Source organism: Psychrosphaera sp. HA2-10 (genome assembly GCF_055693745.1).
In genome coordinates this window covers 942,071-963,946 of record NZ_CM146341.1, presented here as the reverse complement: position 1 = coordinate 963,946, position 21,876 = coordinate 942,071, and the positions used below count along the sequence as shown (strand labels likewise).

Here is a 21,876-nt window from a genome sequence, read left to right as displayed (position 1 = left end):
CATGGATGTATTTATGCCGTCCTCGCTGCATAACAAATCCAGCGAAGCGATATACGCAATGATTTCCAACAGCGGCGCTGGCATTTGATTATCAGCGATGGCATCGCGATTCAGGGATGAATCGCTATCGCCCATCCCCTTCCCATCTAAACATCACAGTCCCCGCCGTTAAAAACACGACTATCATGCCTATTAGTGTCAACACATGGTGTTTTATGTCCATCAAGCTAGCGCCTTCAGTCATAATCGCTCGGGCTCCTTCAACCAAATGCGTTAGCGGAAGGGCCTGTGAAATTGTTTGAATAAATTCTGGACTGCCTTCAAGTGAGAACCACACTCCAGACAGTATCATCATCGGCCAGGTCGCTAAGTTTAGTAAGCCACCTGTAAGCTCTTCACTTCTCGAGCGAGAGGCGATCATTAAGCCCAAAGAAATGAGTGAAAATGCGCCAAGTGCAGCAACAACAATAAGGTCTAGATAGCTACCCAACATATAAAAGTCGAACAATAAATCGCAGCCAATAAATACCATCGAGGATAAAAACATGACAATCATTAAACGCGAAACCACCTGCGCCGTTAAAAACTCTAGCGCCGTGACCGGTGTTGCATTTAAACGCTTTAATACCATGTTTTTACGATAACGAACAATGACATAGCCTACTCCGAACAAGCAACTAAACATCATATTCATACCTAAAATACCAGGTAAAACCCAATCTAAATAACGAATTTGTCGCCCATCAACCGTTTGCTGCTGCCAGTTTGTTGCAGTTTGTTGATTCGAATCCAAGTCATTTGAGTTAAGCTGGCCTTCAGCCGAATTGTTAGTGCTACTTTCTTGTACATTAAGGGACGATGCCAACAGCAACTTTTCTACAAAATAGCCATTTGGTGATGACTCATTTAGCCAGTATTGACGTTTGTTAAAATCCACTAAAAGATCAAGTCTATGCTGGTGCAGCTTTGATAATGCCTTTTTAGAGTCGTTATAATCGACAAACTCAATGTATTTTGTTTGTAAAAATGGATGAGGTTGCAGTTGAACAGTTGATGCTGATACAGATTTTGATTCAGAACTTGTTGAAGTTGGTTCAGAGGCTGTTGAAGTTGGTTCAGAAACTGTTGGAGTTGATTCAGAAGCTGTTGAAGTTGGTTCAGAGGCTGTTGAAGTTGATTCAGAACTTGTTGCAGTTGGTTCAGAAGCTGTTGGAGTTGATTCAGAAGCTGTTGAAGTTGGTTCAGAAGCTGTTGAAGTTGGTTCAGAAGGTAATAAAGTCTCTGAGTTTAAAACACCAACCTTGTATACATCTTTGCCATCACCAGAAAAAACCACGGCAAAACCTACTAACAAAAGTACGGGAAAAATCACACTCCAAGCGAGCGATGAACGATCTCGAAAAAACTCCAAATTTCGAGCTTTTAAGATGGCATAAAATCGGGTGAAAAAGACCTTCATGGCTTCTGAGCCTCCGTTAATTGGTGTCCGGTCAACTTAATGAATAAATCATCAAGGTTTGCTGATTTAACCTGCAAACCGTCTAATTTAACACCTTTTTTAAGTAAGTCTGAGATAGAAACCTCAACATCTTGTGCATCAATATCAACATGATGATGGCCAAATGGTCGGCCAATTTGCTCTACGTCATAGTCGCCTAGATTCTCAACGGGCAAACGAATAATCGCGCCTGAAAAATGCTGATTCAACAAACGCGATGGCGTATCTTGCGCAATGATGGCACCTTGATCCATGATCACAATGTCATCACACAAATACTCCGCCTCGTCCATATAATGCGTCGTTAAGATCACCGTTTTGCCTTGCTGTTTAATCTTAGTGATTAAGTCCCAGAAATTTCGGCGAGCATGAGGATCTAAGCCAGTTGTTGGCTCATCTAAGAATAGAATTTTTGGATCGTTTATAAGTGCCAGGGCCAATAACAAACGTTGCTTTTGTCCACCTGATAACTTTTGATGACGGCGTTTTTCAATTTCGACAAGATTACACATCTCCATCACCGCTTGCTTGCTTGCCGCATTTGGATAAAACGAGCCAAACAGGTCTAACGTTTCACCAACGGTTAAAAAGTCTTGCAACGCAGTATGCTGAAACTGAATACCGATTTCTTTCAACGACTCCTTATCTAGCGGTTGTCCGAAAAAAGAGATTTCGCCACTAGACGGTTGAATCAAGCCTTCCATCATTTCAATAGTCGTTGTTTTGCCCGCACCGTTTGGGCCCAATAAACCAAAACATCGCCCTTGTTCAACGCTAAATGACACACCTTTGACGGCTTCAACATCATCGTATTTTTTACTGAGGCTTTTGACCTCGACCACTGCTGGCATGTTAATTTCTCCACATGGCGTGATTAATTTTATTTGTTAGCGACTTGCCAACATCATTAACACGATTAGACACCAATTCTTCATTTCTATCTAGCGCTTTGATTGCTAGAATAAAGCGATTAAAACTCAACTATTTGCAAAAGTATGCGGATCCCAAGAATATATCACCCTTCTCAAATTGAATTAGACACGCCTTTTGAACTCGACGCCGATGCGGCAAATCATGTTGGTCGTGTACTACGAATGACAGCCGAACAAGAGCTAGCCTTGTTTTGTGGCGATGGTTTTGATTATCAAACCGTTATTACCAACGTGACCAAAAAGCATGTGGAAGTCGTTGCAAAAAACAAAACATCCGTACAAAACGAAAGTCCTCTTTCAATTCACCTTGCCCAAGGTATTTCACGCGGTGACAAAATGGACTTTACCATTCAAAAGTCAGTAGAACTTGGAATTACCGACATCACACCTATCTTTACGGAGCGATGTGGCGTTAAGCTCAAAGGTGAGCGACTAGATAAAAAACATCAGCAGTGGCAAAAAATAGCCATTGCAGCCTGTGAGCAGTCAGGTCGAGCGTTTGTGCCTACCATCCATAGGCCAATTGAGTTTAAAGAATTTATTGAACAAAAAACTGAACAGCTAAAGTTGAATTTGCACCCTCGTGCCTCCATTTCCGTATCATCACTTACAATGCCTGAAACCGGTGTAAGATTTGTAATCGGCCCGGAAGGCGGTCTTAACGACCAAGAAATTGAAGCTGCAAACAGCGCAGGATATCAAGACATTCTAATGGGGCCTAGAATTCTGCGTACAGAAACGGCCGCTTTAACTTTGTTAACCGCGCTGCAAGTAAAGTTTGGTGACTTAGCTTAAGTAAAGTTTGGTGACTTAGCTTAAGTAAAGTTTGGTGACTTAGCTTAGGTAAAGTTTGATGACTTAACTTAGGTAAAGTTTAGTGACTTAACTTAGGTAAAACTTGCTAACTTAGCTTAGGTAAAACTCGGTGACGTAACATCAGTACAAAACGCATTTCAAAATGAACTAAAAACGGAATAACTATGACAATTAAACTCGGTATCGTGATGGATCCCATCAAAGACATTAACATCAAAAAAGACTCTAGTTTTGCGATGTTACTTGAAGCTCAATCTCGGGGTTATGAGTTGTTCTATCTAGAAATGAAAGACTTGTATCTACGTGACGGGCGTGCGTTTGGTAAATGTAAACCGTTAACCGTTCGTTACGACTTTGACGACTATTACTCTCTTGGTGATGTTAAAACGATGCCACTGGGCGATCTTGACGTCATTTTAATGCGTAAAGATCCTCCGTTTGATACTGAGTTTGTTTATGCAACCTACATGTTAGAGCGAGCAGAAGACGAAGGCACGTTAGTTGTCAACAAACCACAAAGCCTGCGTGATGCCAACGAAAAGTTATACACCAGCTGGTTTGCCGAGTTTATTCCACCAACACTAGTTACTCGCGATGCCAGTTTAATAAAAGATTTTTATCAGGAACACGGCGATATAATCTTAAAACCACTAGATGGTATGGGCGGCGCATCAATATTTAGAGTTAAAAAAGGCGATCCTAATTTATCGGTTATCATCGAAACGTTAACCGCGCACAGTGAACAGTACGCCATGATACAAGCCTTCATTCCTGATATTAGCAATGGCGACAAACGTATTTTAATTGTTGATGGCGAACCGATGCCTTATACCCTTGCTCGTATTCCGGCCAAAGGTGAAACACGCGGTAACTTAGCTGCGGGAGGCCGCGGTGAAGCGCGACCGTTAAGCGATACCGATTGGAAAATCGCAAACGCAATTGGACCTAAGCTAAAGGAAAAAGGGTTAATCTTTGTTGGTCTTGACGTGATTGGCGAATGCGTTACTGAAATTAATGTGACCAGCCCAACGTGTATCCGAGAAATTGAAGGCGCATTTGATATAAGCATTACCGGCCACTTATTTGATGCAATAGAAAAGCGCATCACCGCAAAATAGTCACACAATTAACAGTGAATTAAATATAGGCGTATTGAATTTCAATGAGTATAAAAATTAACAGTAGTCTTAGTCTTACTAATCAATTTCTTATCGCCATGCCGTCGATGGACGATGGTTACTTTGAGCGTACGCTAACTTACATTTGTGAGCATGACGAAAATGGCGCAATGGGTTTGGTGGTTAATAAGCAAACCGACATGTCGGTTCGACATCTACTATCCGAGATACAAATTGATATACCAGAGTCTTCACCACTACAAGAGCAAAAAGTCCTTTCTGGCGGCCCCGTGCAAGTAGACCGTGGTTTTGTATTACATAACGGCAACCGTCTTTGGTCATCCAGCTTACAACTCAAGAATAACTTTGTGGTAACCACCTCAAAGGACATATTAGAGAACTTAGGTACAGATGAAGGGCCGCTGGACTTTGTTGTCACCCTTGGTTATGCCGGTTGGGGTGCTGGCCAGTTAGAAGATGAAATCGCCAACAACTCATGGCTTACTGTTAATGCCGACCCTGAGCTTATCTTTAATGCACCAATCGAACAGCGCTGGGAATTGGCCGTCCAAAAGCTTGGTATAGATAGCAGTCAATTGTCTCACTTTGCAGGGCACGCATAATGTCAGAGTTTCCAAATCAACCACAAACCATTATGGGAATCGACTTTGGTACAGGTAGTATCGGTTTTGCCATTGGCCAGTCATTAACCGGCACCGGTTCACCAATCAAAGCGTTAAAAGCCAAAGAAGGCGTTCCAAACTGGGACGAAGTAGAAAAGTTGCTGAAAGAGTGGCAACCCGACTTAGTGGTAGTGGGATTGCCTTTGAATATGGATGGTACGGAGCAGTTGGTGACGCAGAAGGCGAAAAAATTTGCCAACCGCGTTCATGGCCGATTTGGTGTGCAAGTTCATATGCACGACGAACGCCTTAGCACCACCGATGCTAAGGCCAGCTTATTTGCCAGTGGCGGCTATAAAAACCTTAAAAAAGGCAATGTAGACGCGCAATCCGCAGTGGTTATTCTAGAAAGCTACTTCGAGTCTCTTTATTAATAATTTTCCAATTTGTTCGGAGATTAAATTAATCTATCTCGTCCAGTAATGCATCGTCTAACTGAAACTCTTCTTTGATTGGCGGATTTCCATCATAAATTTTGTAATTCACGTTTTGAAAATAGGCCTCTTTCACGAAGATGTAAGAGTCTGTTGAGTTATTGATCATTTGCTCTTGTTGGATCAAGTCAGCACGAGTGTAAACTGCTTTAATACCCGTCTTCACCAAGTTCCAAGGCCAATCAATTAAATACATCGGGAAAATTTGGCCGTCAACAAAGTCACCTACACCATCTCGAACGGTTGTTGGACCATAACCAGGCAACATCAAAAATGGACCATCGCCTACGTTAGCCGTCACCGCTAATGTTTGGCCAAAATCCTCTTTGTGCTGAACTAAGCCCATATGATTAGCAACATCAAAAAATCCAAGTAAGCCAACGGTCGAATTAATTAAAAAGCGCCCTGTTGCAACGCCTGTCTTTTTAAGTTTTCCCTGCAATAAGCTATTCAATGCGTAACCCGGCTCTTCTAGGTTAGTCACAAAACTACGAACGCTTGTTTGCGCACCTTGAGGTAGAGATGTGTATCCAACCGCTAGTGGTCGAAGCAAGTATTTATCAAGTATCTCCCAGTTAAAGTGCCATAAATCACGGTTAATACTCTCTAGCGGATCTCGCTCATCGGCATAAGTCGGGATCGACGCTGTTAGTGGCGCATCTTCTATTTGCGCATCAACGGGAACAGCAGCAATTTTCGGCGATTCATTGACCGTAGATTGAGCATCCTGCTGGGCTTGGGTGTTAGTCGGTTGTTGTGCACATGCTGTTGTTAGCGCCAATAAGGCTGCTATAAAAAAAACTTTTAAAGAGGTACTCATTTACCTTCCTTTTTAATATTCAGTACTACTGTGTCATCGCTTGGTAACGTCAAATTAGCAAGTGTCGCTTCTAAGTCGCCGGTTTGAAGAGGCGCTTCATCATCTATCGACAAACGAGCAAATAGCTCGACGCTAGGCTGGTTTGCTAAGGACATTGAAGGCACCATTACATCACTTTCAGTCAACGTAATGTTGAATGTGTTATTTGTAAACATGTCCTTTGTAACAGGAATTTTCTTAACCGCTAAAGGCATAGGCAAACCTGGCTTTTTAGCGAAAACAAACAAAGTCTTAAACTCGTTCAAATTAACATTTGGAGAAATAGTGACGTCTATCTTTATGGTAACCGCATTTTCCACTGCTGTTGTATTAGACGACAAGTAATCAATTCGTTGCTGCACGGCTTGATATCGATTGTCATTTGGCGACATCACTCGTGAGACCAGCTTAAATCCGGTTAGCGACTCAGTAAACTGCTCGTCTAACATTTGCCCTTCTGCAACGAGTATCAACGCAGTTAGGTTTTGTGGATCAAGCCTTAACACATTATTTAACACACGAATTGAGCGCTTATAATCGCCCGGCTCGCCGTTTTGCTGCAATGCCGTCGCTAAGCTAACCATATTGCCAATACTGTTTGGATCCATCCGATAAGACTTATCAAACGCATCAATGGCGCCATTTAAATCACCTAACAGTTGCAAATTGCGACCGAGTAACATCCAGCCGATAGCTTTTGGATCATGTTGCAATTTAGTTCGTAAACCTAGCGCAAAATCACGTAAATCCTCATCAGACGGTGTTGCGTTTTGGTCGTTTAATACTTGAGACGTTAACACTGGCATACGCTCTAACGCGGCTTGCCATTGTACTAACTTGTCTTGCTCACCGTAGTAGTGATAAGCAGGAAAAACGACTGCAGCAACAATAACAATCGCTGCAATTAAGTAAGTACGCATTAAACCTGCTCTCGACGCCTCTGATGGAGCGGAATGTTTATCGCCGGCAACATCGCCGGAAACAACGCCAGCAACATCGCCACTGACTTGTTCTAGCTTTAATTCTGCTGTGGCCGTTAGTTTAAGCTCAGTTACCGCAGCATCAAACTCCTGTTGGCTAAATTGTCCTCGCTGTAACTCACCTTCTAGTTCCTTAAGGCGACTTTTATACCAGTCTGACTTTAAGCCTTTTGCGCTTTGTGCACGGTTAAACTTCACAAATGGGATCACAATAAATAAACACGCGACCGCAAACATTAAAATAGTTAAGGTCCAAAACATCGAAAAATTTAAACTCATGATTTAACGGTTCTCTTGACGGTCAGAAGTTTGATCAGAATTGCTCGCATCATCCAACAATTGTTCTAATTCAGCATCGATTGCACTTTTATTGATTGCAGATGCGTTATTCGACGTCTTATTTGAAGATGACTGGTCTAGCGAAGAGTGACGATAGTTTTCATCGGCATCATTTTGAGTCAAATCTTTATTTTGTGTACGACGTAACAACACCACTACGCCAAATAAAATAAACGCAGCCGGCACCAACCACAGCATGCTTGTTGCAAGCGTCATAGGCGGTTGGTAATGAGCAAACTGACCGTAACGGTCCACCATGTAACCGATTACTTCGTCTTTTGTGTAACCTTGATCGAGCAATTCTTTAGTTTTTACTCGCATATCACGGGCAATAACCGCATTACTATCAGCAATATTCTGGTTTTGACATTTTGGACAACGCAATTCAACAACCAGCTCTTGGTACTGCGCTTTTTGAACATCATCTTTAAACACAATCGTTTCTTCAGAATGTGCATTAAAACTAGCACCAAGCAACAAAACAAACGTCATAACTGCGCTAATAACTTTAATCATAGTGACACCTCGTTCCAAACTGGTGCTATTTTATCTCGCCAAACACGCTCATTTACGTCACCCATGTGATGAAGAACAATAACGCCATTAGCATCAATAACAAACGACTCAGGCGCACCACTGATGCCTAAGTTTAAAGACAAACTACGATCTAAATCTAAAATATTAAACTCGTATGGATTACCTAATTGCCCCACCATATTAGTCACGTCTCGACGAATTTCGTTTACGTCGGCGAACTCACCAAAAGCCGGAGCATGGTTTTGGTCATAATAAACACCAACAATACGAACGCCGTATTCGGTTCGTAACTTAGTTAAATAAGGCAACTCATATTTACAAGTTGTACACCAAGTGCCCCAAACATTAATAATCATCGGCTTACCAATGACACTCTGGCGAGTATGAATTAAGGATTCATCGTACAAGTCTGGTAACGAAAACTCAGGCATAGGTCGATTAATTAAGGCCGACTCACGCTCATTAGGATCGCTGAATAAGCCTTTTAATAAAAACACGCACAGCACGGCAAAAATCACCAAAGGTAAAAATGCGAGCTTGTTCTTAAATAAACTAGAAGACTGCTTATCCGACATGATTAGGCTCCTTTCACTTTGCCGCGATAACGACGGTCAAACAAGGTTAAAAAGCCACCAAGCGCTACTAAAATACCGCCAAGCCATAACCAGCGAACGTAAGGTTTTACATGAATACGAATTGCCCACGCATCATCTGGTAATAACTCACCTAACGACACATACAAATCGCGAGTAAAGCCATCATCAATCGCTGCCTCTGTCATAGTATTGCGTTGCACCGGATAATAACGTTTCTCGGCCAACAAATTTGCCTCTAAATAATTACCTTTGTATACCGACATATCCGCGGCCCACCCTTCGTAATTTGGGCCAATCACGTCGGTAATTGCATTAAACTTATAGGTATAACCCATTAACTCAGCTGAATCACCTGGCCACAACTTCACGTCTTTTTCTTGCGTGTATTGTGACGTTAAACCAGCACCCGCAATTACAAAGGCAATACCAATATGACCTAGCGACATCGCATAATGACTAAGCGGAACATTACCAAAACCAAGTTTTAAGCGAGTATTGTTATATTCAACAAGCGTAAACATAACAATCCACAAACCTAAAACGGCGCCCAACCAACCATAAAATAGCACTTCACCAAATTCTGCATATAACCAAACCGCAGACAACAACATAGCAATTAGCGCGATGACGATAGGCTGCTTAACAAATTTATTAAGCTTGTCTTGTTTCCAGCGCACCAGCGGCGCAATACCAAGAAGTAACGCAAATGGTACAGTAATATAAGTAAACATTTGGTTAAAGAATGGCGCACCAATCGAAATAGAACCTAAACCAATTTCTTTGTGAACCAAAGGCAGTAAAGTTCCAAGCAGAACAATAATTGTAGCGGCCACTAAAAAGATATTGTTCGCCCACAACATAGTCTCACGAGAGAAAGCAGAAAAGCGTCCAACACTTTTAATTGAGCCCGAACGAACAGCGTACAGAGTTAAACTGCCACCAATCACCAAGGCTAATAAAATAAGAATAAACACACCACGCGATGGGTCGGTCGCAAAAGCGTGAACCGATACGATAACGCCCGAACGCACCAAAAACGTACCCAATAAACTCAAAGAAAAACCAGCGATAGCTAAAAATACCGTCCAACTTTTAAAAGCATTACGTTTTTCTGACACCGCTAAACTATGCAACAACGCGGTGGCAACTAACCAAGGCATAAAAGAAGCATTTTCTACTGGATCCCAGAACCACCAACCGCCCCAGCCTAATTCTGAATAAGCCCACCAGCTACCAATTGTGATGCCTAACGTTAAAAAGGCCCACGCAGCAGCCGTCCACGGGCGCGACCATTTAGCCCAAGTAGAATCTAATTTTCCACTTAACAAAGCCGCAATAGCAAAAGCAAAACTTATAGATAAGCCAACATAACCCATATATAGCAAAGGCGGATGAATGATCATACCCACGTCTTGCAGTAACGGATTTAAGTCGCGGCCATCAACAGGAAAGTAAGGTAAAGTGCGCTCAAATGGATTAGAAGCAGTGATAATGTAAGCGTAAAAACCGACGCATATCCATCCTAGTACCATTAGAACTCGTGTACGCATTTCCGCCGGTAACGTTTTAGACTTTAATACAACGGCAAAAGCCCAACCAGACTGCATCACCAGCCACAACAAAAATGAGCCTTCGTGACTGCCAAAACTGGCAGCAAATTTATATTGAACAGGAAGTAAGGAATTAGAGTTTTGCGCAACGTTTAATACGCTAAAGTCGTCGGTTAAAAAGGCAAATACCAAACAACCAAAAGAGAATAACGTAAAGGCAAACAAGCCAATTGTTAAGTTTGGCGCTAACTGCATCAATTTTAGATTATTTGTTCTTAATCCAATCGCAGGAAAGATTGACAGCAACAAACTAAATGCAAACGCAATAAATAGAGCAAAATTACCAAGTTCAGGGATCATACTTCTTCTTATCCAAAATTTAAGCGGCAAAATTGTAACATAGCGAAAACAGCTTGCCTATTTACCAAGGGCGCTCTAGCATTGTTTTTATTATGGAATCTAAAACTTTTCCGATTGTCTCGACACAGGCAAACACCAACAGCAATTCAAGCACTAGTCAGCAAGCTTCGGTGCTGTTTACCTATTTGGTCCAACACTTACAATCTAAATCGAATCAGACGACACAGCAAGCCTTTGTTATTCCTAGCGATCTTAAAGCATCGTTAAGTCAATGGCTCAGTCTCACACCACAACCAAATATTGAAACCATGCCAACCGCTATCAAAAACTGGCTGGTGACATCGCTTAATAAATTCCAAAACCAACAAGGGCTAACAACACTTACGGCCTCTCAGTGGTTGCCACTCATTAGCAAAATGCAATTGTTGTCAGGAACCATTAACAATGCAAACCACACCGTACCCGACGCATTACGCCTATCCTGGCTAATTGGTTCATCTAGCCTTGCAAGTAAAAGCAGCGCAATTCAACAGTCTGGACAAGCCATGATTGGTGGATTGTTAAAGTTACTAATCCCTATAGCCATGCAAGATAAAGCCAGCCTCATTATAAGAGAACTGCCCGGTAGCGACACTTCTAGAAATGCCCAGAGCGAACAAACCTCAGTAAATCCTCTCCACCAGGAGGATAAACATGCAAAACAACAAAAAGTCTCGGAAAAACAGCATGAGCAACAATCTAATAACAAAGTGCAACACGGCATTTCACAAACGTTGCGTTTTACTCTTACCTTTGACCTTGATCAGCAAGGAATACTTTCAATCGACGTTGACTTAAATGAACTCAACTTAACCTCGGTTTGTCATTGCAGTCATCCTTCACTCGTTACTAGTGTTGACAAGCACTGGCCATTATTAGCGAGTCGCCTTGAAATGTTTGGTTTCAAAATAGAAAACAGTGTGCAGTTAGATGAGCAGCTTACTGAAACGCAAAACAGTAGCAGCCACCGACTGATTGATATAAAAGTTTAACTATTTAAACAATTAACTATTTAAACAATTAACAATTAAAAGGAGGGAACATGGAAAATGAATTAGGTGCCTTATCGTTATTATACGATGGTAAAAATGCACCGAACGTCGCAATTAAAGGCTATCATCATCTAGCCGAACAAATTATCGCAAACGCAAAACAAAACGATTTGCTCGTTCACCAAGACCCTGAACTTTTTAAACGCCTTGAACACTTACAAGCTGGCCAGTCTATTCCACCTAATCTTTATGTGGTCATCGCCGAATTGATCGCCTTTAGTTACGTCTTACGCGGTAAGTTTCCAGAAAGTTGGAAATAAGCCTTTTTTCACTGCACTCGCTCGTTTAGAATACAAAACAACTGCTCAATGAAGAGCCCGTATTTTGCCAGGAATTTTCAATACTATGACGCGAAACTTGTTACGTGCAGCCTCTGCCTTTATCGCTTTCTCTAGTTTTGCCACGACAGCCGCAAGCGTGTCGGGCTACACTCCTTTAAATCAAGACCCTTTGCTCGAATCTCATATCGATCGCATTATGATAGCCGCAGAACGTGGCACAGTAAAAAAGCCCCTAGCAATAAACTCGCTAAAGCCGGCTTATCATAAAGTCTGTAATGTACAACAGCGACGCGCCCCAGCAGTACTTCGAGCATGTTTAGAAGTCAAAAAATACCTAAAAAAGGTCGACAGTGGCCGTTATATTAATCATGCAAGTATCGATTTAAAACTACGCAAAAGCTCAGATCTCTATGAGATGCAGCCGGCTATGACGTTAGCAAATCGTCGCGGTGAATCCTTTGACTCAAGCTGGTCAGTTCAAGGCCAAATGGTGTTAAATTTTGGCGAATACCTAGCATTTAGTGGTGGCGTGAAAGGATGGCAAGGCGAAACCAACTTAGAAGATACTTATATTTCAATTGGTGTACCCCAAGCGCAACTCGATATCGGCTACAAACCACATTGGTTATCACCATTTAAGCAGTCAGCAATGTTATTAAGCACTCATGCCCCTAGCTTTGCCAATATCTCACTTGCCAACAATGTCCCACTTACTAGCTGGAACATTAATTACGAATTGTTTGCAGGTCAGCTTTCAAATTCCGATAAAATTAGATTTGAAGGCCAATACACCAGTGGCAAGCCACTTATTACAGGCATGCACTTATCCATATCACCTTTTGATGGTTTTACGCTTGCGGTAAATCGCGTTTTACAATCTGGCGGTGATCAGCGCGGTACTCCTAGCATAAGTGAAATTATTGATGCTTTTTTAGACCCTAGTGGCGCGGACAATACACGTGAGGGTTTGAACTCAGATCAAGAGTTTGGCAATCAAGCAGCTTCAATTGTTTCACGTTTTGACTTTAACGCCGCCGTGCCCTTCTCTATTTATTTGGAGTATGCAGGCGAAGATACGAGCCGAGGGACTAATTACCGCCTTGGCAATACCTCACTGTCGGCCGGACTCGACATCCCGTTTATGTTTAACAGCCTGTCGTTAAATTATGAGTACAGTCAATGGCAAAATGCCTGGTATGGTCACCATGTGTATGTAGATGGGCTGCAAAACGAAGGTAGCCTCATTGGCCACTTTGCCGCGGAACAAAGACGCCGTTTAAGCTCAATTGCTGGTGAAAGTGTTGGCGCAACGCACCATAATCTTACTTTAGGCTGGCAAGTTTCACCTTCAAATCGTTTTGAATTCAATTATAACCAGACAAAAAATGAGCCTCTGGCCAGTTATGACTACGTCACTGGACGCCAATTTGAAGTAAACTGGTTTGGTGTAATAGATGATTGGGACACGCGTATCATACTATTTACCGGAAAAAATACTCTGGCAGAAAAACACTCTGGCCTAACTCTATCAGTTGCGTGGTAAATCAATGCGCTTATCTACAGGAATAAAAATGAATAATAGTCATCCGTTTCGCCGCTTTGCAATTTTACTGGCGTTAAGTTCATTTGCCTTTGTCACAAATAGTCATGCTATTGATCTTAGTAAAGTAAATACTATAAACGGTCGTATTGACTTTGGTTTTAGTGTGCTTAAAACCAAGGTGCTTGAAGATCACAGTAATGCACCCGACAGCTACGGCGATGCAACTACTTCACCTCTAGTTGGTTTTGCACTCAACAAACGAGTTGGCGAGCAATCCCTGTTAGGAACAAAAATTGAGTTTCAACATGTAGACGGTAGCTTGTTAACGGCATTTAGAGCAATTGATTATCGCTATATCATTGATGGGCAATGGCAAGTCGGTGCTTATATTGGTGCCGCACGTTACGACTTCCGATCACCCGCATACGGATACACTCTTGGTTTTGGTGCGTTTTATCAACCTACACACTGGCAAAACTGGTCGCTAGGAACTGAAGTGCAATTTATGGACAAGATGGCACGCGATAAAATCCATCCAGATGATATTCCTGCTAATGCAGAAACTGGGCCTGACACTTTCACTAATATGGCAGGTCTAAGTTTTACCCTTTCATATCATTTTTAAGTGTGCTCTCTGAGTAATACTGCTCAACGGCGTCAATAAGCTCGTATACACGAGCTTTTGATAGCTTATTAATGCCTCCGGCAGCCGCTCTGCCCCCACCAGTCTCAAACTGAGCACAAATATCACCGGCCCCTTTTTTGCGATTTCGTGGCGCTCTTAAACTCACAAGATAATGCTCGGCATCAAGGGTAGTTAAAATTATATGCGCGCGAGTCGGAAACTCATTGGCAAGCTCATTGCCATAAGAGCCACTGATGCGCCTGCTTGGCCCGTTATTTTCAAGCAATAAGCAATAACAACTTGACGACTGATGAAGTATTTCCGCTTTTGATGCGCGGCGATAATCCTCTTCATACAAATCTTTTAACCTGTGATAGGGAGAGTCGGCGTCTGCAATACATTCAAAGGGGCAGTTGTATGACAGCAATAGTTCAAACAATACAGCTGGATGATAGGCAAGCTCATCGGTGTTGGCGCCATAACCATTGTAATTAATCAAAGTACCAAGCTCTTCTAGCAATTCTTTTTGCTGCTTGTTCAGGCCCGCGTCCGAGGCTAACTCATTCGCCACTTGTGTTAAGTTATCACCATAAGCAGCTGTTATAGCCCAGTTATGAAACTTTCCTTCAAGTAAGTCATCGATAATAAGCGCGGTGCACTTTCGAGCCGACTGCTCGATATGTGTGGTTAAATTAGCTGTATTTGGAATGGGACCAGGCTTGTGGTGGTCAATGTACAACACCTTAGCCTCAGTTTTAAGCAAAGCAACAAGCGCTTCTTTGTTTTTACGAAGTGAGATATCTAAAATAGTGATCTGAGAATTCGGGTTTACGGCGTCTAACGGGATGTTTTTTACTAGGCTGATGTCACGCTTAATGCCGGTAATTAATTGCGCCGGCCTAGGCTCATGCAAACGTAATTGCAATAACGAAATAATACCGTCGGCATCGCCATTAAATACATCAAAGTTCATATTGCGCCCAAATCACATTATTCAAACCGTTGCATCACACCTATAAATCGTTAATTTTAGTAAACATAACAACTATAAACTTGAGCTTTATTTTTTGCATGGCAAAGCTCTATTATTTCGTTGTTATGACGCTTGAGTGTAGTTTGCCGATGGCAATGTGTCATAATACGACTCTGCTATCGCTCGTTCTAATTCTCTATTACTTTCACGCCAGACTAAATCACAAATATCGTCTTTTGGTCTAAAAGCCGTTGGTGCTTCCAAAAGAATATGACGCAACATAATTTGATCGCTGTTCAAACATGCTTCTTTCAACTTATTAATTAATATTTCCAACTCCGACCAAGGCAACATCACTTCTTGCGCGGTTAAAATTCGTTTGTGCTCGGTTCCTGAGACATTATCGCCAATGAGCAATTCTTCATAGAGCTTTTCACCCGGTCTTAGACCTGTGCATTTAATTTCAATATCACCATTTGGGTTTTTAAAGTCTTTTACCTCTAAACCACTAAAACGAATCATCTTTTTCGCTAGATCGACAATTTTGACCGAGTCACCCATATCCAAAACAAATACATCGCCACCGACAGCCATCGCTCCCGCTTGAATAACTAACTGAGAAGCCTCAGGAATCGTCATAAAATATCGAGTAATATCCATATGAGTAATGGTCACTGGGCCACCATTGCGTATTTGTTGTCTAAACAACGGGACTACCGAGCCCGATGAGCCTAATACGTTTCCAAAACGCACCATACAAAACACAGTGCTTGACTGGTCATGAGCAAGAGCTTGTAAAACTAGTTCAGCCATTCGCTTACTCGCACCCATTACATTGGTTGGGCGTACCGCTTTATCAGTAGATATTAATACAAAGTTTTGCACCTTGTAGGTGATGGCCGCAGAAGCAAGATTTAACGTACCAAATACATTATTTCTTATTCCTTCCGTCACATTATGCTCAACAATAGGAACATGTTTATATGCAGCAGCATGATATATCGTGTCCACAGTGAACGTCGACAAAATGGAGTCCACTCTATCTTTATCCTGCACACTGCCAATAAGCGATATGATTTCAACCTCAGGCAATCCCAAACCTTTTAATTCTTTGTCGATTTCGTACAAAGAAAACTCATTTAACTCAAACAATAATAACTTTTCTGGTTTTTGCCTTATGATTTGTCTACATAATTCAGAGCCTATTGAGCCGCCTGCTCCTGACACCAATACTACTTTTTTATATATATTTTTCGACATCAAGTCTTGCTGAGGTGCGACTGGATCTCGGCCCAACAAATCTTCAATATCAACATCTTTGAATTCATTCAAACTGGCTTTGCCGGCGATAATGTCAGACATCGGAGGAACCGTTTTTATTTCTACCGGCAGTGACTCTAATTGCGACAACACTTCCCTTCTGTAGCTTCTATCTACACTCGGAAGCGCTAATAAAATAACCTTGGCACTATAGGCTTCAATAACCTCATCAATTTCGCTAGGCTTGTATACTTTTATTCCTTGAATAAAGTTATTCTGCTTTGATACATCGTCATCCAAATAAGCACAGACAGCATAGGTAGGATCATTTTCTAAAGATAGGGCTAACTGCCTTCCTGCAGAACCAGCTCCATAAACAATAACAGAGGTTTTATTGTCAACATTTCGCCGAGTTACTACCGACTTAACTAGCATTCTCGATCCACCCACAAGCAATAAACATAAAATAACGTAAATGAATGGAACTGTTCTAGGTACCCCAACTTTCGACAAAAACTCTATCGTCACTAAGGTAGCAAATGATAAAAAACAGCCTGTTAAAATCGCCCACATAGCTTGTACATTTACGTATCGCAAAATAGCTCGGTACAAGCCAAGTTTAGTAAAAATAATTAGGCTAACTGGTAATAAAATCGAAAAGACCAACCACATTTCAATATCATAAATAGTATCAAAATGCTCAAGACGCGTTGCAAAAGCGCCAAAAAATGCAAGGAATATAAACAAAGCGTCAAGGAAAACAGTGATCAGTCGTTTAATGGTTCTGGTGGAATTAAATATATTGCTCCAAAACGAATCCATTATCTTACCCCTGAGCCAATGAAAATATAGTCTCTATCACGGCACAAGTTTGTTCCATTTCTTGATTCGTTAATGTCGGGTGCACTAAAAACATCAAGGACGTTTGACCTAATTCAACGGCCCCCTTCAGTCTAGTCGGTGGCGCAAAAGGAGTGTTTTCAAACGCCTTTTCTAAATAAACTTCAGAACAACTTCCTTGATAGCACGGTACTCCCTTTGCGACTATCTCGTCGACAATTCTGTCTCGAGACCAACCTTCTGCGAGTCGCTCAGGATTAACAAACAAATAATGTTTATAAGCGCCATGAGTGATATATTCTGGAACATCAACGACACGAACTAATGGAAATTTTGCAGCGACTTTATTGATTTTTATTGCATTTTCATTTCTAGCCTTGGTCCACGTCGGCATTCTGCTCAGTTGAATTCTGCCAATAGCAGCCTGCATTTCAGTCATCCGCCAGTTTGTTCCAAAGCTTTCATGAAACCATCTAAAACCAGCAGGGTGAGACTTATTAAAGACGGCATCGTAACTTTTACCGTGATCTTTATAACTCCACATTTTAGACCACAGAGCTTTGTCATTCGTAGTCACCATTCCACCTTCACCACCAGTAGACATTATTTTATCTTGGCAAAATGACCACGCACCTATATGTCCTATTGAACCAACTGGCCGATTTTTATAAACAGCACCGTGCGCCTGTGCACAATCTTCAATGACATAAAATCCGTGCTTTTCACTTAAAGCCATAATGTCATCCATTTCAGCTGGCATTCCCGCTAAATGCACAACAATAACTGCTTTGGTATTTTTAGTGAGAACCGCTTCTATCGACTTCGCTGTAATAGCTTGAGAATTAAGGTCAACATCTGCAAATACTGGTGCAGCGCCGACACTTACAATACTACTTGCTGAGGCTATAAAGGTGCGGGGAGTAGTAATTACTTCATCACCCGGCAGAATATTGAGCGCTTTGAGGGCTAAGTCTAATGCAAGTGTGCCATTAGCAACGGCCACTGCATAATTTGTTTGACAATATTGGGCAAATTCTAGTTCAAAAGCTTTAATTTCTGAGCCTGTCCAATAATTAACTTTGTTTGATAATAATACGTTTTGAACCGCAGTCGCCTCTTCAGCCGTAAAACTTGGCCATGGCGAAAAATTCGTATTTAACATTTAAGAGTCTACAGCCTTTATTATTTTTGTTGGTGTGCCGTATGCAATAACATAATTCGGTACATTCGATACTACAGTAGAGCCCGCTCCTATGACAACAGACTCTCCTATCTCAATTAGGTGCTTTGTAACAGACCCAATCCCTATCCAAGACTTACTACCAATCCTTGTACCACCACCCAAAGCAACATTAGGACTAATATGACAAAATTTTCCTAAATTACAATCATGTTCTATTACAGAATTAGAGTTTATTATGCACCCGGCACCAATTTTAGAAAAACTGTTTATTATTGCACCAGGAAAGACAACCGTGCCATGGTCTATTTGCGCATAACGACTCACAACAGCCGATGGATGTATTAGTGAGGTCGATATTAATCCATGCGTCTGAAGAACAGCCTGTTTTGCTGCTCTTATCGTATTATCTCCTATTGCTACAAAAGCGCAGTCAAATTGATTTTTTACCCTAATAAGATCGGCGGTATTGCCGTTAACAGTCCAATGCTCAATCCCTTTCATTTCTGGATATCTATCATCAAAAAAGGTTACCTGGAAACCACATGATTCCGCGATATCTGCAACAACTTTACCATGACCACTAGCGCCTAACACTGCAACCCTCACTTTATATTACCTCTGAAAGGTAAAATAGTAGCGTGGCCTTCAGCACTAATCCCGTCTCTGATCAGCACCTTTTTTACTGTTAAAAATAGTATTTTTATATCTAACCAAAAGCTCTGGTTGTCGACGTACCAAACATCAAGAGCAAACTTTGTTTCCCAATCAATCGCATTTCGCCCATTAACTTGCGCCCAACCAGTTATACCCGGTTTAACATCATGCCGACGAGCTTGTTGTTCACTATACAAAGGTAAATACTCAACAAGCAAAGGCCTTGGTCCAACTAAGCTCATATTGCCATTCAACACATTAAACAGACCTGGCAACTCATCTAAACTTGTCGAACGCAGAAAGCGACCAAACTTTGTTAATCGCTCTTCATCGGCCTTTAAGTTACCAAGTGCATCCGTTTCGTCAGTCATAGAGCGAAACTTAACCATTTTAAATACTTTGCCATGAAGCCCTGGACGACTTTGTGTAAATAAAATTGGAGAACCAAGCTTAAAACGAATTAATAGGGCCAGAACCAACAATAAAGGCATAGTTACAATTAGTACACTACATGCACAAACAACATCAAATACCCTTTTCATTGCACACCTCGTGATTTATAAGAGATTGATAAAAGTTGATTTGGCAAGCCGTTAACACATCTGGATTAAAAAGATGTTCAACACGCTCTCTTCCAGCCTTGCCATGACGCTCTTTTAAGCCGGAACTGGAATAGTAAGACCAAACCGCACTCACCGCTGCGTCTATTTTTTGGTATTTCACAAGAGTCGCACTTTCGCCATCGGCAACCGCATCTTCTAAACCAGGAATTTGATAACACACAACTGGGATTTCTAACGCATTTGCTTCGGCAGCAACCAAACCAAAACCTTCCCGCTTTGAAAGTAACACCAATACATCAAAACTCGCTATATACTCATTTACATTACTAACATACCCAATGTGGACAATATTAGGTATGTCATTAAGGTTATTGTATTTAGCATCTTCTATTGGGCCAACAATCAAGCCAGTAAAAACGTCCGCTTGACTATTTAAGATGCTTAGCAATTCTAAAAAGTCGTCAATTCCCTTGTCTACACATACCCTACCGGCATAACCAACAATAAATCGTTGTGCTGGCGCGTGGTTAGCAACAGGCCATATAGGTTTTACCTTGCTAACGTTATATTTTTCTGTGGTATCTACACCACAAATGGAGCCATGCGCTAGGGTCGAAATCTTCGAGTTTTGACAATAACCATGATCGACAACCCACTTTTGAAGACTCGCACTCACACACAAAATATGGGTTGAAAGTTTAAACGGTAACCGTTCTACAAAACTCACCACAGACTTTTTTTCTAGGCCAGCTTCCATAGCAACTAAGCCATGCAAATGATAAATAATGGCTTTTACCTTACATAAGCGCGCAGCAAAACACCCCAACAATGATGCTTTTGGTGTGTGAGTATGTACGATATCGGGTTTAATCTTTTTGATTAAGCGAATAAGCTTAAATAAAGACTTAATGTCTTTTGATAAACTAATTTCCCGTTTAAACCCCATATCATGAACCGTAACTCCTCTTGGAAGTGCACGGCGCACAGTTGCAGTATTAACCGCTAAATGCACGTCGATACCACTTTCTACAAAAGCGTTAAACTGGCCTTCTAAAAAACTTTCAACACTTAACGCTGAGGTTACTACAACCAACACTTTCATTTATGACGTAGCCACCTTAGAAACAACCGTCTTTATAGACGAACTATAATTTAAGGCATTATCATTTTTAACAACCTTAATAAAATCCGCTTTTTCCATAAGTTGACTCAAAAGTGCCTGCTCTGTATTTAGAGCCGACTGAATATTCGCCTCTGGATTAAAGTACTCATAAGCTATAATGGCAGGTGCTCTCATGTAGTTAAATTCGTATCTATCTAAGTTTAAACACATATTAAAAGCCGTTTGGGCGTCGATATCAGCAACACTGTCAGAGCCTCGCTCTAATATAAAGATTCCCTTAACATCAGCAACTTGTGCTATTTTAGCCTCATCAACATACTTAGTAATTGGTTCTATCTTGCCAAACCCAAACAGCTCAATAACCGCAACCTTTTCGGTGAGCCAATTCAGAAAACGGCTAAATTTGCTATTATCGACATCACTGTAATACCTAAAAGTACTAGTCCAAGGTACTGCGTGACTTTGCGTACCATCGGTTACCGCTAAATCTTCAGCTACAAAACGATAGCCATCTTCCATACACAGCTTCATGCTCGATAACGTTTTACCCGTATTTGGTGGAGCAAATATTAAATAAGAACCTGTTTCATCGGCGATGCCAGAACAGTGAAGCGGAGCCAATTTATTATGCAGAAGTTTTAAATTAACTATGTCTGTTAAAATATACCCTACCGAATGAACATTCATAAAACGATGAGTCACGAACCTAAGGTAGTCTTTATTTACTTTGATTTTTATCTCATTTGTTTCCAATCCAGAAAGTTCATATTGAAGTTTTCTACCAAAGAAAAAGTTACGATTATAAAATATTTTCCCAGCCTTTTTATTACCCGAAAAATAGTGAAACTTACCTGTTTCTTCATCACTTGGTGGGGTTTCCCACAAACGACCACCGACTACTTCTATCTCTATTTTAATTAGTGCGTTATCAAACTTCTCACTCGTAGATTGTGGCATGCATAGTCCATAAGACCATTTAAAGTCTTTCAGATTGGTTTTAACCGCAAGAATGTTGTCAATAGGTACAAAATAATTCAT

22 protein-coding genes are annotated in these 21,876 nt (G+C 41.3%); 8 read left to right on the top strand and 14 right to left on the bottom strand.

The window, feature by feature from the left end; translation table 11 throughout:
* Window positions 1-124: 124 nt before the first annotated feature.
* Together ACZ1GV_RS04460 and ACZ1GV_RS04455 are read right to left on the bottom strand one after the other, a co-directional pair.
* Window positions 125-1,459 (bottom strand): ABC transporter permease, encoded by a 1,335-nt coding sequence (locus ACZ1GV_RS04460; protein ID WP_472675415.1) that lies wholly within the window; start codon window positions 1,457-1,459, stop codon window positions 125-127.
* Window positions 1,456-2,349 carry an ABC transporter ATP-binding protein gene (locus ACZ1GV_RS04455; RefSeq protein WP_472675414.1) on the bottom strand — a complete coding sequence of 298 codons (894 nt, stop codon included), beginning with the start codon at window positions 2,347-2,349 and terminating at the stop codon, window positions 1,456-1,458. Before ACZ1GV_RS04455 ends, ACZ1GV_RS04460 begins: the two co-directional genes overlap by 4 nt.
* A gap of 144 nt (window positions 2,350-2,493) precedes the next feature.
* Between ACZ1GV_RS04455 and rsmE the strand changes: the two genes are divergently transcribed.
* The 4 genes from rsmE to ruvX all read left to right on the top strand — a co-directional run bounded on the left by rsmE (window position 2,494) and on the right by ruvX (window position 5,421).
* Entirely contained in the window at window positions 2,494-3,225 is a 732-nt protein-coding gene (rsmE, locus tag ACZ1GV_RS04450) for a 16S rRNA (uracil(1498)-N(3))-methyltransferase (protein WP_472675413.1), read from the top strand.
* 185 nt (window positions 3,226-3,410) lie between these two features.
* Window positions 3,411-4,364 carry a glutathione synthase gene (gene gshB / locus ACZ1GV_RS04445; protein ID WP_472675412.1) on the top strand — a complete coding sequence of 318 codons (954 nt, stop codon included), beginning with the start codon at window positions 3,411-3,413 and terminating at the stop codon, window positions 4,362-4,364.
* A gap of 44 nt (window positions 4,365-4,408) precedes the next feature.
* On the top strand, window positions 4,409-4,987 hold the full coding sequence (locus ACZ1GV_RS04440; protein ID WP_472675411.1) for a YqgE/AlgH family protein: 579 nt from the start codon (window positions 4,409-4,411) through the stop codon (window positions 4,985-4,987).
* Window positions 4,987-5,421: a Holliday junction resolvase RuvX gene (gene ruvX / locus ACZ1GV_RS04435; protein ID WP_472675410.1), complete on the top strand. Its 435-nt coding sequence runs from the start codon at window positions 4,987-4,989 to the stop codon at window positions 5,419-5,421. The genes ACZ1GV_RS04440 and ruvX overlap by 1 nt, the downstream gene beginning before the upstream one ends.
* 28 nt (window positions 5,422-5,449) lie before the next feature.
* Here the strand turns inward: ruvX and ACZ1GV_RS04430 are convergent, their stop codons facing one another.
* The 5 genes from ACZ1GV_RS04430 to ACZ1GV_RS04410 are packed head-to-tail and all read right to left on the bottom strand — an operon-like array spanning window position 5,450 to window position 10,702.
* Window positions 5,450-6,301, bottom strand: a complete 852-nt coding sequence (locus ACZ1GV_RS04430; protein WP_472675409.1) for an MlaA family lipoprotein — start codon at window positions 6,299-6,301, stop codon at window positions 5,450-5,452.
* Entirely contained in the window at window positions 6,298-7,599 is a 1,302-nt protein-coding gene (ccmI, locus tag ACZ1GV_RS04425) for a c-type cytochrome biogenesis protein CcmI (RefSeq protein ID WP_472675408.1), read from the bottom strand. Before ccmI ends, ACZ1GV_RS04430 begins: the two co-directional genes overlap by 4 nt.
* Before the next feature lie 3 nt (window positions 7,600-7,602).
* Window positions 7,603-8,175 (bottom strand): cytochrome c-type biogenesis protein, encoded by a 573-nt coding sequence (locus ACZ1GV_RS04420; RefSeq protein ID WP_472675407.1) that lies wholly within the window; start codon window positions 8,173-8,175, stop codon window positions 7,603-7,605.
* Complete coding sequence (locus ACZ1GV_RS04415; RefSeq protein WP_472675406.1) at window positions 8,172-8,771, bottom strand: redoxin family protein; 600 nt, start codon at window positions 8,769-8,771, stop codon at window positions 8,172-8,174. Before ACZ1GV_RS04415 ends, ACZ1GV_RS04420 begins: the two co-directional genes overlap by 4 nt.
* Before the next feature lie 2 nt (window positions 8,772-8,773).
* Window positions 8,774-10,702, bottom strand: coding sequence for a heme lyase CcmF/NrfE family subunit (locus ACZ1GV_RS04410; RefSeq protein ID WP_210559807.1), 1,929 nt, complete (start codon window positions 10,700-10,702; stop codon window positions 8,774-8,776).
* A 92-nt stretch (window positions 10,703-10,794) separates the two neighbouring features.
* Here ACZ1GV_RS04410 and ACZ1GV_RS04405 point away from each other — a divergent pair, with 92 nt between their 5' ends.
* The 4 genes from ACZ1GV_RS04405 (at window position 10,795) to ACZ1GV_RS04390 (ending at window position 14,242) form a co-directional block, all read left to right on the top strand.
* Window positions 10,795-11,733, top strand: a complete 939-nt coding sequence (locus ACZ1GV_RS04405; protein WP_472675405.1) for a hypothetical protein — start codon at window positions 10,795-10,797, stop codon at window positions 11,731-11,733.
* Between the two features lie 50 nt (window positions 11,734-11,783).
* The gene (locus tag ACZ1GV_RS04400; RefSeq protein WP_210559809.1) at window positions 11,784-12,053 is read left to right on the top strand and encodes an EscU/YscU/HrcU family type III secretion system export apparatus switch protein; all 270 of its coding nucleotides are present in this window, start codon (window positions 11,784-11,786) and stop codon (window positions 12,051-12,053) included.
* Window positions 12,054-12,138: 85 nt separating this feature from the next.
* Window positions 12,139-13,617, top strand: a complete 1,479-nt coding sequence (locus ACZ1GV_RS04395) for a capsule assembly Wzi family protein (protein WP_472675404.1) — start codon at window positions 12,139-12,141, stop codon at window positions 13,615-13,617.
* Window positions 13,618-13,645: 28 nt separating this feature from the next.
* Window positions 13,646-14,242 carry a hypothetical protein gene (locus ACZ1GV_RS04390; protein ID WP_210559811.1) on the top strand — a complete coding sequence of 199 codons (597 nt, stop codon included), beginning with the start codon at window positions 13,646-13,648 and terminating at the stop codon, window positions 14,240-14,242.
* Here the strand turns inward: ACZ1GV_RS04390 and ACZ1GV_RS04385 are convergent.
* The 7 genes from ACZ1GV_RS04385 to ACZ1GV_RS04355 form a co-directional block, all read right to left on the bottom strand.
* Window positions 14,220-15,215, bottom strand: coding sequence for a DHH family phosphoesterase (locus ACZ1GV_RS04385; protein WP_472675403.1), 996 nt, complete (start codon window positions 15,213-15,215; stop codon window positions 14,220-14,222). The genes ACZ1GV_RS04390 and ACZ1GV_RS04385 overlap by 23 nt on opposite strands.
* 123 nt (window positions 15,216-15,338) lie before the next feature.
* Window positions 15,339-17,297, bottom strand: a complete 1,959-nt coding sequence (locus tag ACZ1GV_RS04380; protein ID WP_472675402.1) for a polysaccharide biosynthesis protein — start codon at window positions 17,295-17,297, stop codon at window positions 15,339-15,341.
* A gap of 4 nt (window positions 17,298-17,301) precedes the next feature.
* Window positions 17,302-18,477, bottom strand: coding sequence for a DegT/DnrJ/EryC1/StrS family aminotransferase (locus ACZ1GV_RS04375; protein ID WP_210559814.1), 1,176 nt, complete (start codon window positions 18,475-18,477; stop codon window positions 17,302-17,304).
* Window positions 18,478-19,092: an acetyltransferase gene (locus tag ACZ1GV_RS04370; protein ID WP_472675401.1), complete on the bottom strand. Its 615-nt coding sequence runs from the start codon at window positions 19,090-19,092 to the stop codon at window positions 18,478-18,480.
* Window positions 19,093-19,100: 8 nt separating this feature from the next.
* Window positions 19,101-19,694: a sugar transferase gene (locus tag ACZ1GV_RS04365; protein ID WP_210559816.1), complete on the bottom strand. Its 594-nt coding sequence runs from the start codon at window positions 19,692-19,694 to the stop codon at window positions 19,101-19,103.
* Window positions 19,678-20,817, bottom strand: a complete 1,140-nt coding sequence (locus ACZ1GV_RS04360; protein ID WP_472675400.1) for a glycosyltransferase — start codon at window positions 20,815-20,817, stop codon at window positions 19,678-19,680. The genes ACZ1GV_RS04365 and ACZ1GV_RS04360 overlap by 17 nt, the downstream gene beginning before the upstream one ends.
* Window positions 20,818-21,876, bottom strand: coding sequence for a hypothetical protein (locus ACZ1GV_RS04355; RefSeq protein ID WP_472675399.1), 1,059 nt, complete (start codon window positions 21,874-21,876; stop codon window positions 20,818-20,820).

What these genes read in the sequence shown, in the direction of transcription:
- ACZ1GV_RS04460 (WP_472675415.1), bottom strand. Translation starts at nt 1,459, where the DNA reads ATGAAGGTCTTTTTCACCCGATTTTATGCCATCTTAAAAGCTCGAAAT.
- ACZ1GV_RS04455 (WP_472675414.1), bottom strand. Translation starts at nt 2,349, where the DNA reads ATGCCAGCAGTGGTCGAGGTCAAAAGCCTCAGTAAAAAATACGATGAT.
- rsmE (WP_472675413.1), top strand. Translation starts at nt 2,494, where the DNA reads ATGCGGATCCCAAGAATATATCACCCTTCTCAAATTGAATTAGACACG.
- gshB (WP_472675412.1), top strand. Translation starts at nt 3,411, where the DNA reads ATGACAATTAAACTCGGTATCGTGATGGATCCCATCAAAGACATTAAC.
- ACZ1GV_RS04440 (WP_472675411.1), top strand. Translation starts at nt 4,409, where the DNA reads ATGAGTATAAAAATTAACAGTAGTCTTAGTCTTACTAATCAATTTCTT.
- ruvX (WP_472675410.1), top strand. Translation starts at nt 4,987, where the DNA reads ATGTCAGAGTTTCCAAATCAACCACAAACCATTATGGGAATCGACTTT.
- ACZ1GV_RS04430 (WP_472675409.1), bottom strand. Translation starts at nt 6,301, where the DNA reads ATGAGTACCTCTTTAAAAGTTTTTTTTATAGCAGCCTTATTGGCGCTA.
- ccmI (WP_472675408.1), bottom strand. Translation starts at nt 7,599, where the DNA reads ATGAGTTTAAATTTTTCGATGTTTTGGACCTTAACTATTTTAATGTTT.
- ACZ1GV_RS04420 (WP_472675407.1), bottom strand. Translation starts at nt 8,175, where the DNA reads ATGATTAAAGTTATTAGCGCAGTTATGACGTTTGTTTTGTTGCTTGGT.
- ACZ1GV_RS04415 (WP_472675406.1), bottom strand. Translation starts at nt 8,771, where the DNA reads ATGTCGGATAAGCAGTCTTCTAGTTTATTTAAGAACAAGCTCGCATTT.
- ACZ1GV_RS04410 (WP_210559807.1), bottom strand. Translation starts at nt 10,702, where the DNA reads ATGATCCCTGAACTTGGTAATTTTGCTCTATTTATTGCGTTTGCATTT.
- ACZ1GV_RS04405 (WP_472675405.1), top strand. Translation starts at nt 10,795, where the DNA reads ATGGAATCTAAAACTTTTCCGATTGTCTCGACACAGGCAAACACCAAC.
- ACZ1GV_RS04400 (WP_210559809.1), top strand. Translation starts at nt 11,784, where the DNA reads ATGGAAAATGAATTAGGTGCCTTATCGTTATTATACGATGGTAAAAAT.
- ACZ1GV_RS04395 (WP_472675404.1), top strand. Translation starts at nt 12,139, where the DNA reads ATGACGCGAAACTTGTTACGTGCAGCCTCTGCCTTTATCGCTTTCTCT.
- ACZ1GV_RS04390 (WP_210559811.1), top strand. Translation starts at nt 13,646, where the DNA reads ATGAATAATAGTCATCCGTTTCGCCGCTTTGCAATTTTACTGGCGTTA.
- ACZ1GV_RS04385 (WP_472675403.1), bottom strand. Translation starts at nt 15,215, where the DNA reads ATGAACTTTGATGTATTTAATGGCGATGCCGACGGTATTATTTCGTTA.
- ACZ1GV_RS04380 (WP_472675402.1), bottom strand. Translation starts at nt 17,297, where the DNA reads ATGGATTCGTTTTGGAGCAATATATTTAATTCCACCAGAACCATTAAA.
- ACZ1GV_RS04375 (WP_210559814.1), bottom strand. Translation starts at nt 18,477, where the DNA reads ATGTTAAATACGAATTTTTCGCCATGGCCAAGTTTTACGGCTGAAGAG.
- ACZ1GV_RS04365 (WP_210559816.1), bottom strand. Translation starts at nt 19,694, where the DNA reads ATGAAAAGGGTATTTGATGTTGTTTGTGCATGTAGTGTACTAATTGTA.
- ACZ1GV_RS04360 (WP_472675400.1), bottom strand. Translation starts at nt 20,817, where the DNA reads ATGAAAGTGTTGGTTGTAGTAACCTCAGCGTTAAGTGTTGAAAGTTTT.
- ACZ1GV_RS04355 (WP_472675399.1), bottom strand. Translation starts at nt 21,876, where the DNA reads ATGAATTATTTTGTACCTATTGACAACATTCTTGCGGTTAAAACCAAT.